Below are 13122 nucleotides of genomic sequence, written 5' to 3' on the forward strand. Positions count from 1 at the left end.
GGGCAGCGCGCCGAGCCGGCGTGCGCGCAGCGCGAGCAGGCCGCGCTGGCCGCCGGCCCGTGGGTGCAGCAGGTCCACCACCGGGAGTACGGCGAGGCCGAGCAGCACCGCGACGAGCGCGGCTACCGCGCCCATGCCCATGCCGAGCGCCGGGAACAGCAGCACCACCGGAGGCAGCAGGATCACCACTGCCACCGCAGCGGCGAGCGTCACCGCGACCACCGGCCACGGTCCGTCGCGGCGGGTGGCGAGCGCGGCGAAACCGGCGAGCGCGCCGGCCAGCGCCGGCACTGTCGTCAGGTACGCCCCGCCGGGCACCGCCACGGCGAGCAGCACACCGAAGACGGCCAGCCAGGCCAGCCCGCCGAACGCCAGCGCGGCCGGGCCGACGCGGCGGCGCAGCAGCGCGTACCAGCAGAACAGCACCGCGGCGGCGAGCGCCACCACGGCGAGCCGGTACCAGACCGGACGGTACGGGTCGAGCAGCTCGGCGTACCCGGGTCGGATCGTGGTGATCGCGACCCAGAGCAGCCACGCGCCGAGCGGTGCCACGACGACCGGCACCAGGGTCAGGCCGAAGCCGGCGGCGAGCGTGCCGACGGTGGCCCGGCCCCGGCGGCGCAGGAGCCAGCCGAGCGCGCCGACGGCGAGCAGCGCGATCACTGCCAGCGGCACTGTCAGCCAGCCGGGGTAGCTGATCAGGCCGCCGAGCACCGGGAAGTAGGTGTCGTCGTGGCCGGCGCGCAGGTCGCCCAGGTCGGTACGGCCGAACTCGCGGGCCAGGCCGAGCGCGTTGTCACCGTGCATCTGGAGGCTGCCCCGGTCCATCCGGGCCGGCACGTCCAGCGGGGTGTGGTAGATCGCGCCGCCGTCGATGTACGCGGAGTTGAGCCCGACGAACTTCCGGTCGAGGAACGCGGTGAAGTCGGTGTCGTTCGGCAGCGCCCGGTAGATCTCCACCGCGAACGAGGTGCCCACCGGGTGCGGCGCGGCCCTGCCGAAGATCTCGACCAGCTTCGCGTTGTCCCGGGACGTCTCGAACATGATCACCGGGCCGGTGGAGCCACGCGCCTCCAGGTTGAGCACCACCCCGCCGTCGCGGGCGAGCGGATGATCGCCGGCGAACCCGGCGGCCCCGCACAGGCACGCCTCCTCCGCGTCGGTGAGCACGAAGACGATGTCGTTGCGGGGGCGCGGACCGGTGGTCAGCGCCCGGGCCACCTCCAGGATCGCGGCGGTGCCGGCGGCGTCGTCGTTGCCGCCCGGCCCGGTCTGCACCGAGTCGTAGTGCGAGACCAGGAACACCTTCCCGGTCGGGTCGGTGCCGGGGAGCCGGGCCACCACGTTGCGGACCCGGGCCAGCGTCGCCCCGCCCGCCGCGCCGGACAGCTGCCCGGCCTCGGGCGCGACCGTGTCCTGCACCTCGGTCTCCAGGCCCAGCCCGCGCAGCGTCGCCACCAGGTGCTCGCGTACCCGGTCGTTTGCGGCGCTGCCCGCCACGTGCGGCTCGGCCGCGATCACCTCGACGTTCCGGAACGCCCGGGCGGCGCTGAAGTCGCCGGCGGGCGCGTCCGCCGGACGTGGCGCCGGGGTGGAGAGGCCGACCAGGACGCCCGCCCCGACGGCGAGCAGCGCGACGAGCGCGGCCAGGGCGGCGATCGGCCGGCGGCGGGGCCTGCTGAACGCGCGGTCGGCGGGGCGGGTGGGGGGTGCGCCCACAGGGACTCCTCGGGGTGGATCTACGGGGTGGGGATCATCCTGCACCCCCGAGGGCCGCGGCGGCAGTCCTCGGTCGGTGCGCTGCGGGCGGGACAGCGCTCCCGGCGTAACATCGTGGGTCGACCGTGCCGCTGTCGGGGTGGGACCGTTGTGTCAGCCAGGATCAGCAGGGCATTCGGAAGGAGTCCGACATCACCAGCGAACTCCCGCGTCTCGCGGCGGTGACCCGACCGGTGCGGCCGGCCGGCGCGTCGGGTGCCGTCCGCGTGCCGTCGGCCGGGGCGGGGCTGCACGGCGGCGTACCGCCGGGCGAGCGGCTGCGGGTGCTGCTGGTCGAGGACGACGAAGGCGACGCCTTCCTGGTCGGTGAGCTTCTCGCCGAGACCAACTCGATGATCGACCTGCTGGTCGCCACCAGCCTCAGCGAGGCCCGGCAGCGGGTGATGGGCGTGGACTGCGTCCTGCTCGACCTGGGCCTGCCGGACGCGCAGGGCCTGGACGGGCTGCGCCGGGTGCTGGAGATGGCCAGCGGCGCGGCGGTCTGCGTGCTGACCGGCCGCTCGGACGAGCACCTGGGCATCGTCGCGGTCGCCGAGGGAGCGCAGGACTACCTGGTCAAGGGCCAGGTCGACGGGGTCCTGCTGACCCGGGCGCTGCGGTACGCCGTCGAGCGCAAGCGGGCCGACGAGAACGCCCGCCGGCTGCGTGAGGTGGAGCTGCGCCAGGCCGAGTCCGCCCGCCTGGAACGCGGCCTGCTGCCGCAGCCGCTGATGACCACCGACGAGGTGTCGGTGCACACGTTCTACCGGCCCGGCCGGCACGCCGCGCTGATCGGCGGCGACTTCTACGACGTGGTGCAGACCCGGCCGGACCGGATCGACCTGATCGTCGGCGACGTCTGCGGGCACGGCGTGGACGAGGCCGCGCTCGGCGTCGAACTGCGCGTGGCCTGGCGGGCCCTGGTGCTGGCCGGGGTGCCGGACGACGAGGTGCTGCCCGCGCTGGAGCAGGTCCTGATGAGCGAGCGCCGCCTCCAGGAGATCTTCGCGACGGTGGCCACCACCCGGCTCGACCTGGCGTCGGCACGGGCCACCGTACGGCTCGCCGGTCATCCGCCGCCGCTGCTGCTCAGCGGCGGGAAGGTCGCGCCGGTACCGGCCAAGGGCGGGTTGCTGCTGGGCGTACGCCCGCGCCGCCCGGTCGCCTTCGACCTGGAGTTCGACACCGACGACTGGTCCCTGCTGATGTACACCGACGGCCTGATCGAGGGCCGGGTGGACGGCGGTGACGAACGGCTCGACGTACCGGGTCTGACCGGGCTGCTCGCCGACCCGGCGAACCGGGCGGTGCCGCTGGCCGAGCTGCCCGCCTGGCTGGTCGGGCGGGCCGAGCAGATAAACGGCGGCCCGCTCGCCGACGACGTGGCGATGTTGCTGGTGACCCGCGGTAGTGGTCGTTGAAGGGCTACGGGGAGGAACCTGTGAAGGCGTACCAGCAGGGGTGGACCCTGCGACGGCGGGTGGTCGCGCTCCTCGGCGTGGTGGTGGTGCTGCTGCTCGGGCTGGCCGCCGCGGAGGCGGCGGTCGCGGCGAAGAACCGGCAGAACATCGATGCGGTGCTGCTCAAGACCGGCCCGCTGCGCGTGCAGGCGCAGGAGCTGATGAGCGTGCTGCTCGACCAGGAGACCTCGGTTCGCGGGTACGCGGTGAACGGCGACCGCAGCGACCTGGAGCCCTACCGGGAGGGCGTGCAGCGCGAGCAGAGTCTGGTCACCTCGATCCGGAACCTGTCGGCCGACTACCCGGACGTGCGCCGGTCGCTGGAACTGGTGGAGCAGGAGACCGCGCAGTGGCGGGCCCAGGTGGCCGAGCCGGTGATCACCACAGTCGAACGCGCCGGCCCCGCGGCCGGACAGGCGCTGATCACCGACGCGACGCGGCAGCAGTTCGACGGCATCCGTACGTCGGTGAACACGCTCCAGGAAGAGATCCTCACCGTCCGGCAGGAGACCGCCGAGCGCGTCAACTCGACGAGCAACACGCTGGTCGTGCTGCTGATCATCGCCGCGCTGGTGGTGACGACGGCCGGCGTGGTCATGCTGGTCTCGCTGGACCGGATCCTGATCCGCCCGCTGGCCGACCTGGTCGGCCAGGTGCGCGAGGTGGCCGACGGCGACTACCGGCACCGCATCGAGGGGTCCGGCCCGCCGGAGTTCCGCCGGCTCGCCGACGACATCGACCAGATGCGGATGAAGATCGCCCGCGAGCTGGACGAGGTACGCGAGGCGCGGGAGCGCATCGAGTGGGTGAACGGCCAGTTGCAGAAGCAGGCCGAGGAGCTGACCCGCTCCAACCGTGACCTGGAGCAGTTCGCGTACGTGGCCTCGCACGACCTCCAGGAGCCGCTGCGCAAGGTGGCGAGCTTCTGCCAGCTGCTGCAGCGGCGCTACGCCGGGCAGCTCGACGAGCGGGCCGACCAGTACATCGCGTTCGCGGTGGACGGCGCGCAGCGCATGCAGCGGCTGATCAACGACCTGCTGGCGTTCTCCCGGATCGGCCGGCTGACCACCGGTTTCACCGAGGTCGACCTGAACAAGGTGATGGGCGACGTGGCGGGGCAGACCGAGGCGGCGCTGCAGTACGCCGACGCGGACCTGACCTGGGGCGAGATGCCCACCATCCGCGGCGAGGAACCGCTGCTGACGAACCTGCTGGTCAACCTGGTCAGCAACTCGGTGAAGTTCCGCCGGCCCGACGTGCCGCCGAAGGTGCACGTGTCGGCGCGGCTGGTGGACGGCGAGTGGGAGATCAGCTGCCGGGACAACGGCATCGGGATCGAGCCGGAGTTCGCCGACAAGATCTTCGTGATCTTCCAGCGGCTGCACTCCAAGGACGCGTACCCGGGCACCGGCATCGGACTGGCCATCGTCAAGAAGATCGTGGAATATCACGGCGGCCGGGTCTGGGTGGACACCGACGCCGACGAGGGCACCACCATCCGGTTCACGCTGCCCGCGCTGGAGGCCGACATCGAGGCCGCCAAGGCGGCGGAGGCAGCGGCGGACGAGGACACGACGGACGCCGCGGAGCCGGCCGCCGAGGGCGCCGACGGTGACCCGGCGGACGGCGGGCGGCAGCCGGACGGCGAGGCACGCGAAGAGCCGCCCGCGGAGGCGGACCGACACGGTACAAACGGTGGCATGAAGGAGACGGTGGCATGACCGCGCCCGCGGACGGCAAGAGCCCGATCGAGGTCCTGCTCGTCGAGGACGACCCCGGCGACGTGCTGATGACCCAGGAGGCGTTCGAGGAGCACAAGCTCCGCAACCGCCTCACCGTCGTCTCCGACGGCGCCGAGGCGCTCGCCTACCTGCGCCGCGAGGGCCGGTACGCGGACGCGGTGACGCCCGACCTGATCCTGCTCGACCTGAACCTGCCCCGCCGCGACGGCCGGGAGGTGCTCAAGGAGATCAAGAAGGACGAGGAACTGCGCCGCATCCCGGTCGTGGTGCTCACCACCTCGCAGGCCGACGAGGACATCCTGCGCAGCTACCAGCTGCACGCCAACGCCTACGTGACCAAGCCGGTGGACTTCGAGCGCTTCATCTCGGTGGTCCGCCAGATCGACGAGTTCTTCGTCAGCGTGGTCAAGCTGCCGCCGCGTGGCTGACCCGCTGCTGGACGACGTCGGCGCGCTGCTGAAGGAGGCGGCGGCCAAGGTCGTCGTGCCGTTGTTCCGCCGGCTCGACGCGTCCGACATCTCCGAGAAGGCGCCGGGCGAGGTGGTCACCGTCGCCGACCGCGAGGCCGAGGTGCTCATCTCCGAGGGCCTGCGGCGGCTGCGTCCCGGCTCGGTGGTGGTCGGCGAGGAGGCCGTCGCCGAGGACCCGGACCTGCTGCGGCACCTGCGCGGCAGCGGCGACGTGTGGCTCGTCGACCCGGTCGACGGCACCTCCAACTTCGCCGCCGGTCGCCGGCCGTTCGCGCTGATGGCGGCGTTGCTCACCGACGGCGTACCGGTGGCCTCCTGGGTGTACGACCCGCTCGACGGCACGATGGCGGCGTGCCGGCTCGGTGCCGGCACCGAGCTGGACGGGGCGTCGCTGAGCGCGCCGCCGGCCGAGCCGCGGGTGGGCGCGCTGCGCGGCACCGCGGCGACGAAGTTCCTGCCGCCGGACTTCCGCCGCCGGGTGGAGGAGGGCGGACGCCGCATCGGTGAGCTGCTGCCCGGCCAGCACTGCGCGGGCCGGGAATACCTGGACGTGCTCACCGGCGAGCAGCAGTTCGTGCTGTTCTGGCGCACCCTGCCGTGGGACCACACACCCGGCACGTTGCTGGTGCGCGAGGCCGGTGGCGTGGCCCGCCGGTTCGACGGCGCCGACTACCACCCGGCCGACGACGGCCGGGGACTGCTCGTGGCGTCGAGCCCGGAGATCTGGGACGAGGTGAGCGCCGCCCTGCTGGGCGGTTGAGCGGCGTTGTGCGACGGGCACGGCACGCTGCGTCGATGTCGGACGCCGTACGCCGTCGCCGGCCTGGCGCGTCGCGCGTGGTCCGGTATCGTGACCGGCGGTCTCCGCCAGCAGGCCGCCGTCCGGCGCCGGCGGAGACGCCGCTCGGTGTACGGGGGCCGGCGGTCGACGGAAGGACCAACACGTGCCCAGGACCAGCCCTACCGGCCGGCGCGTCCGGCGGTCGCTGCTCGCCGCGCTCGCCGCGGTGGCCGTGCTGCTCGGCTCCGGCGTGGCCGCCGGCCCGGCCGCCGCCGTACCCAGCCCGAACGCCCCGAACGAGGGCGGCAGCAAGCAGCTGCGGGCGGCGTTGGAGGCGGCGGCGAAGGGCCACATCGAGGCCCAGAACAAGCTGGAGAACTCCAAGCGCCGGCAGAAGGCGCTCGCCGCCCAGCTCAAGGATGTCGAGGTACGCCTCGTCGGGCTCAGCGCGCAGGCCGGTGAGGTCGCCGCGCAGTCGTACCGGATGGGCCGGCTGACCGCGACGTCGATGCTGCTGGCCAGCGCCGACCCGAACGACTTCCTCAAGCGCGCGGCCGAGCTGGACGTGATGGCCCAGCGGGACAGCAAGCGGCTGCGGGAGCTGGCCGACGCGAAGGCGCAGGCGGCCGAGGCGAAGCTCGCCATCGACGCCGAGGTGCGCGAGCAGGCCAAGCAGGTCGCGGTGCAGGCCCGCAAGAAGAAGGACGCCGAGGTGGCGCTGGCGAAGGTCAGCTCCGGCGCCGGGTCCGGTTTCAACGGGACCTCCTCGTCGGCGAAGCCCGCCCCGCGCAGCTCGGACGGCTCGTGGCCGTCGGAGTCCTGCTCGGTGGACGACCCGACGCCCGCGTCCGGCTGCATCACGCCGCGCACGCTGCACATGCTCCAGCAGGCCAAGGCGGCCGGTTACAAGCGCTACGCCTCGTGTCACCGCAGCGGTGGCGGCGGCGAGCATCCCAAGGGCCGGGCCTGCGACTTCTCCGCCGCCAGCGGCGGGTTCGAGGACAAGACCGCCACCGGCGGCGACAAGGCGTACGGCGACAGCCTCGCCGCCTGGGCGAAGAACAACGCGAACCGGCTCGGCATCATGTACGTCATCTGGTATCGGCAGATCTGGATGCCGAACACCGGTTGGCGCGCGTACAGCGGCGGTGGCAGCCCGGCGGCGGACCACACAAACCATGTTCACATCTCGATGTATTGACCCGGCCCGCCGCGAGCGCTGCGTAGCATCGCCACGGTGAGCAGCACATCGTCAGACGTCGTCACGGGACCGGTGGCCGACGCCCCGGTCCCGCCCCGGGCCCTGCCCAACGGGCTCGCCGCGTTCCTCGTCTTCCTCTCCAGCGGTGCCGTGCTGGTGCTGGAGACCGTGTCGCTGCGCCTGGTCGGCCCGTACGTCGGGGTGACCCTCCAGGTGACCAGCTCGGTGATCGGCATGGCGCTGGCCGCCATCGCGTACGGGGCGTGGTTCGGCGGGTGGCTGGCCGACCGGCGTGACCCGCGCACCCTGCTCGCCCCGGCGCTGGTGCTGGCCGGCATCGCCACCGCGGTCACGCTGCCGATCGTCAGGTACGCCGGTGAGGCGCTGCGCGGCGGCGCGGCGAGCGCGGTGCTCCTGCTGACCGCGCTGACCGTGCTGCTGCCGGCCGCGCTGCTGGCCGGGATCACCCCGCTCGTGGTGAAGCTCCAGCTCGCCGACCTGCGCCGGACCGGGCAGGTGGTGGGCAAGCTGTCCGGCATCGGCACGCTCGGCGGCATCACCGCCACGCTCGGCACCGGCTTCGTGCTGGTGGCGGCGCTGTCCAGCACCGTCATCGTGTTGGGGCTGGCCGCCGTGCTCGGCGTGACCGGGCTGGCGCTCGGCTTCTGGCTGCGCCGGCAGGCCGGCCCGAGCGGGCTGTCCGCGCCGGGCCGGGTCAAGGCCGCGCTGGCGCTGCTCGGTCTGGCCGCCGCCGGGCTCACCGCGGCGGCGCCGAACCCGTGCGACGTGGAGACCGCGTACCACTGCGCCCGGGTCGAGGTGGACCCGTCGTGGCCGCAGGGACGCACGCTCTACCTCAACTCGGCCGAGCACTCGTACGTCGACCTGGGCGAACCGACCCACCTGAAGTACGCGTACACGCAGTGGATCGGCCTGGTCGCGGACGTGGCGCGGCCGGCGAAGCAGCCGATGGACGCGCTGCACCTGGGCGGCGGCGGTTTCACCGTGCCGCACTACCTGGCCGCGACCCGGCCCGGCACCGACAACCTGGTGTTCGAGCTGGACGGCGGCCTGGTCGAGCTGGACCGGCGGGAGCTGGGCCTGCGTACCGGATCGGGGATGCGCGCCGAGGTGGGGGACGCGCGGGTGCTGCTGCGCGGCGAGCCGGCCGACAGCCGCGACTTCATCGTCGGCGACGCGTTCGGCCACCTGGTGGTGCCGTGGCACCTGGCGACCCGGGAGATGGCCGCCGACATCCGGCGGGTGCTGCGCCCGGACGGGATCTACGTGCAGAACGTCATCGACTACCCGCCGGGCCGGTTCATCCGGGCTGAACTGGCCACCGTGAAGGCCGAGTTCGCGCACGTCGCGCTGATCGCCCCGCCCGGCGCGATCGACGGGAAGCAGGGCGCCAACTTCGTGATCGTCGCCTCGGACGCGCCGCTGCCGCTCGCCGCGATCCCGCCCGGCCTGAAGCTGCTGCCGGAGCCGGCCTCGCTGATGGACGAGGCGGCGGTCACCGCATGGGTGGGCGACGCGATGGTGCTCACCGATGACTACGCGCCGGTGGACCAACTGCTCGCGACCGCCTGAACGGGTGACTTTCCTGACCGATTCCGACCGCTGAGGTGTACCGGGGCCCACTTCGGGCAACAGGACCGACCATGGGTGGACCGGTCAGGAACGGCGTGCAACTGCTCGGCGAGCGATATCGACTCGTCGAGCAGTTGGGTGCGGGCGGCATGTCGGTCGTCTGGCGCGGCTACGACGAGGTGCTGGGCCGCCAGGTGGCGGTCAAGGTGCTGGCCTCGCGGCTGGCCAGCGACAAGGCGTTCCGGCACCGGATCCGGGTGGAGGCGCAGGCCGCCGCGCGGCTGTGCCACCCCAACATCACCAACGTGTACGACTACGGCGAGTCCGTGCAGGTCGGCCTGACCGTGCCGTACGTGGTCATGGAGCTGGTCGACGGCGGTCCGCTCAGCGGGCGGCTCGGCCGCGACGGGCAGCTTCCCTGGCGGGAGGCCATGACCATCGGCGCGGAGGTCGCCTCGGCGCTGGCCGCCGCGCACGCCCGAGGCGTGGTGCACCGGGACGTCACCCCGGGCAACGTGATGCTGACCCCGACCGGGGTGAAGGTCGTCGACTTCGGCATCTCGGCGCTGGTGGGGGAGAGCGACAAGGGGCCGGACGGCGCGCTGCTCGGCACGCCGGCCTACCTCGCGCCGGAGCGGCTGGACAACGGCCACGTCTCGCCCGCCACCGACGTGTACGCGGTCGGGCTGCTGCTCTACCGGATGCTCACCGGCCGCCTGCCGTGGCAGGCCAGCACCACCACCGAGATGCTGCGCGCCCACATGTACCGCGACCCGGACCCGATGCCCGCGGTGCCGGGGCTGCCCGAACCGGTCGCCGCGCTGGTACAGCGGTGCCTGGCGAAGCGCCCCGAGGACCGCCCGGCGACCGCCGAGGTGGCCCGTACGCTCGCCGAGGCCGCGGGTATCGCGGCGATCGTGCCGGTGTCGCCCGCGTTCGGCCGGATGGACCCGGCGCTCGCCGAGAACGCCGGTACCACGATCCTGCCGTGGTCGGCGGAGACGGACGCGCTGCCGTTCTCGGTGGTGCGGACCCGCACGAGGCGGGCGGTGGCGCGGCGGCGCAAGGTGGAGGCGGGCGTGGCCGCCGTCGGCCTGGTCGCGGTGACCGCCACCCTGTGGGGGCTGACGTCGCGGAGCCCGGCCAGCGGCGGGGTGGAGCCGACCGAGGCGCGGATGAGCATGCCCGAGCCGATCCCCTGCGCCGTCGACTACTCGCTGCGCCGCGACACCGGCAAGGACTTCTCCGCCGAGCTGACGCTCACCAACACCAGCGACCGGGAACTGCGCGGCTGGACCATGAACTTCACGTTCCCCGGCAAGCAGACGGTGACCACGGCCCAGCCGACGGCACGTCAGGTGGGGCGTACCGTCTCGATCGCCGCACCGGCGACGGACCCGGCGCTGGCGCCCGGCGCGTCGACGAAGCTGACGCTGGCCGGCCGCTACACCGGGAGCAACACGCTGCCTGTGGAGTTCACGCTCGGCGGCAGCACCTGCGGCGTGCAGGTCTCCGGCATCGCCGGTTCGGCGCCGACCACCGCGCCGCCGGTGAAGACGCCGGTCAAGCCGGCCACCAAGACCACCACCAAGAGCGGGCCGGCGAAGGCCAAACCGGCGCCGGCGAAACCGAAGCCCAAGGCCGCGCCGAAGTCCAAGGGCAAGGAGAACGGCAAGGGAAAAGCAAAGTAGACCGGCCGAAGGGGGGTGGGCACGGCAAGGGCAAGGGTCCGAAGAAGGGCTGACACGTAAGACCTGTCGTCACGTCGGTGCCGTCGTCACGTCAGCGCGGAGAAGCGCTGCACCTGGGTGATGCCGCCCTCCACGATGAGCACGCTGTCCGCCTCCAGCACGGTGTCCGGCCCGGCGTACCGGAACGGTTCCCCGGCCTGCTTCTCACCCACCACCATCACGCCGTACCGGTCCTGCGGTGCGATGTCACGCAGCGACCGCCCGACCAGCGGCGCCGGCACCTTGATCTTGGCGATGGCGAAGTCGTCGTCGAACTCGATGAAGTCGAGCATCCGGCTGACGATCAGATGCGCCACCCGCTCGCCGGTCTCCGCCTCCGGGAAGACCACGTGGTGCGCGCCGACCGAGTGCAGGATCTTCGCGTGCTTCTCCGAGGTGGCCCGCGCCCAGATCTGCTCGATCCCCAGCTCGGCCAGCGCCAGCACGGTGAGCACGCTCGCCTCCAGCGACGCCCCGATCGCGACCACGACCCGGCGGAAGTCCGCCAGCCCGAGCTGGCGCAGCACCACCTCCTCGGTGCTGTCCGCCTGCACCACCCGGTCGAGGTCGGCCGACCAGTGCTGGACCCGGGCCGGGTCACGGTCGACCGCCAGCACCTCGTGACCGAGCCGGGACAGGGAGCCCGCCAGGCGCGCGCCGAACCGGCCCAGGCCGATCACCGCGATGCCGGTCTCCTCCGGATGTCTAGCCGACAATGGGTTGCTCCTCCGGGTAGCGGTACAGCCGTCGACGGGTGTTCAACGCGATGGCCGAGCCCAAGGTGAGCGGCCCGACCCGGCCGATGTACATGAGCGCGGTCAGCACGTACTGGCCCGGCGGCGAGAGCTGCCCGGACACCCCGACGGTCAGGCCGGTGGTGCTGAACGCGGAGGTCACCTCGAACAACGCGGCCGAGAACGACACGTGCGAGGTCAACCCGATCAGGCCGACCGTCCCGCCCGCCACCAGCGCCACGCTCAGCAGCGCCACGGTCAGCGCCTGCCGCTGGCTGGCCGCCGCCACCCGGCGGCGCCCGACAGTGGTGTCCAGCTCGCCGCGCAGCTCGGCCCAGATGGCGAAGCCGAGCAGGAAGAACGTAGAGACCTTGATGCCGCCGGCGGTGCTGGCGCTGCCGCCGCCGATGAACATCAGGCCGATCAGCATGGGGTAGCTCTCGTCGGTGAGCTGCCCGACGTTCATGACGTCGAACCCGCCGGTACGGCTCAACGCGATCTGGGTGAACGACGCCAGCAGCTTGCTCCGCACGTCGTAGGTGCCGATCGTGAACGGGTTGGCCCACTCGGCCATCAGCAGGTAGGCGACGCCGAAGACGATCAGCACCACGCTGCCCCACACGGTCAGCTTCGTGGCGACCGCCCAGCGCTCCGGCTGCCGCCACTCGCGTACCGCCTCGAACAGCGCCGGGAAACCCAGCCCGCCGATGATCGCGCCGATGCTGAGCGGCAGCGCCACCCAGCCGTCGCGGGAAAACGCGATCAGGCCGTCGGAGTAGAGCGCGAACCCGCCGTTGTTGAACGCCTGCACCGAGTGGAACACCGCCGACCAGAGCGCCCGGCCCGGCCGGTAGTCGTACGCCAGGAACAGGCGCGCGGCGATCACCGCGGTCATCAGGGCCTCGGTGACGAAGACCGTGGCCGCGATGCGCAACAGCAGCCGGCGTACGTCGCCGAGGCCGAACTCGGCGGTCTCCGCCTGCACGAGCAGCCGGTTACGCAGGCCGAGCTGGCGGGAGACGGCCAGGATCACCAGCGACGCCCCGGTCAGGATGCCCAGACCGCCGAGCTGCGTCAGCACGGTGATCATCACGAGCCCGAAGCCGTTCCAGTAGTTCGGGGTGTCGGTCACCGCCATCCCGGTCACCGACACCGCCGACGTGGACGTGAACAGCGCGGTGACGAACGGGGTGTACCGCTGCTCGCTGGTGGCCCAGGGCAGCATCAGCAGACCGGTGCCGGCCAGGATCACCGCCAGGAACCCCAACGGCACCAGCCGTACGGGCTTCCGGAGCAGGCGGCGCATCCCGTCATCTTCCGTCCGGAGATTCACCGGCAGGTCAGGAACCGACCAACTGGTGGTCAACCACGCCCGGTCTGCTGTGCGTACCCATCGACGACAGGAGACGGCGTTGCGACGTACCCTTTCCGCCCTCGGCGTGGCCGGCGCGCTGCTCGTGGCCGCGGCTGTGGTGGTGCCGGCCGTGGCCGCCCAGGCCGGCCCCGACCACCGCGCCGCCGGCCCGGACACCCGCGCCGAGCAGGCCCGCGGGCCCCCGCGGCCGTTCGTGATAGGCCACCCGGGCGCGAGCGGCTTACGCCCGGCGCACACCCTGGAGGCCTACCCGCTCGCCATCCGCCACGGCGCCGACA

General features: G+C 72.9%; 10 protein-coding genes and 1 pseudogene. 8 read left to right on the top strand and 3 right to left on the bottom strand.

The genetic code is table 11. The features are described from left to right. On the bottom strand, positions 1 to 1719 hold a 1719-nt coding region (locus AC2CHG_RS25145; protein WP_484525713.1), incomplete at its 3' end, for a M28 family peptidase. A gap of 221 nt (positions 1720 to 1940) precedes the next feature. Here AC2CHG_RS25145 and AC2CHG_RS25150 point away from each other — a divergent pair. From AC2CHG_RS25150 to AC2CHG_RS25180, 7 genes are all read left to right on the top strand, one after another. Then, on the top strand, positions 1941 to 3179 hold the full coding sequence (locus AC2CHG_RS25150) for a PP2C family protein-serine/threonine phosphatase (protein WP_484525714.1): 1239 nt from the start codon (positions 1941 to 1943) through the stop codon (positions 3177 to 3179). Positions 3180 to 3199: 20 nt separating this feature from the next. Next, positions 3200 to 4939: a sensor histidine kinase gene (locus AC2CHG_RS25155; RefSeq protein ID WP_262013146.1), complete on the top strand. Its 1740-nt coding sequence runs from the start codon at positions 3200 to 3202 to the stop codon at positions 4937 to 4939. Then, positions 4936 to 5388, top strand: a complete 453-nt coding sequence (locus AC2CHG_RS25160) for a response regulator (RefSeq protein ID WP_194801487.1) — start codon at positions 4936 to 4938, stop codon at positions 5386 to 5388. Before AC2CHG_RS25155 ends, AC2CHG_RS25160 begins: the two co-directional genes overlap by 4 nt. Further along, on the top strand, positions 5381 to 6190 hold the full coding sequence (locus AC2CHG_RS25165; protein WP_194801486.1) for an inositol monophosphatase family protein: 810 nt from the start codon (positions 5381 to 5383) through the stop codon (positions 6188 to 6190). The genes AC2CHG_RS25160 and AC2CHG_RS25165 overlap by 8 nt, the downstream gene beginning before the upstream one ends. 184 nt (positions 6191 to 6374) lie before the next feature. Beyond that, a complete protein-coding gene (locus AC2CHG_RS25170; protein ID WP_262013145.1) occupies positions 6375 to 7412 on the top strand; it encodes a coiled-coil domain-containing protein in 1038 nt (345 codons plus the stop codon). A 36-nt stretch (positions 7413 to 7448) separates the two neighbouring features. Next, the gene (locus AC2CHG_RS25175; protein WP_262013144.1) at positions 7449 to 9005 is read left to right on the top strand and encodes a fused MFS/spermidine synthase; all 1557 of its coding nucleotides are present in this window, start codon (positions 7449 to 7451) and stop codon (positions 9003 to 9005) included. A gap of 71 nt (positions 9006 to 9076) precedes the next feature. Next, a complete protein-coding gene (locus AC2CHG_RS25180; protein WP_262013143.1) occupies positions 9077 to 10696 on the top strand; it encodes a serine/threonine-protein kinase in 1620 nt (539 codons plus the stop codon). An 86-nt stretch (positions 10697 to 10782) separates the two neighbouring features. On the opposite strand, the gene AC2CHG_RS25185 is transcribed toward AC2CHG_RS25180, so the two are convergent. Together AC2CHG_RS25185 and AC2CHG_RS25190 are read right to left on the bottom strand one after the other, a co-directional pair. Next, entirely contained in the window at positions 10783 to 11451 is a 669-nt protein-coding gene (locus AC2CHG_RS25185; RefSeq protein ID WP_355506045.1) for a potassium channel family protein, read from the bottom strand. Next, positions 11441 to 12775, bottom strand: a complete 1335-nt coding sequence (locus tag AC2CHG_RS25190; RefSeq protein WP_262013141.1) for a TrkH family potassium uptake protein — start codon at positions 12773 to 12775, stop codon at positions 11441 to 11443. The genes AC2CHG_RS25185 and AC2CHG_RS25190 overlap by 11 nt, the downstream gene beginning before the upstream one ends. A gap of 106 nt (positions 12776 to 12881) precedes the next feature. Between AC2CHG_RS25190 and AC2CHG_RS25195 the strand changes: the two are divergent. After that, a pseudogene (locus AC2CHG_RS25195) lies at positions 12882 to 13122 on the top strand (glycerophosphodiester phosphodiesterase); the annotation flags it as partial.

This window comes from Micromonospora sp. ATLC20, from assembly GCF_057196585.1.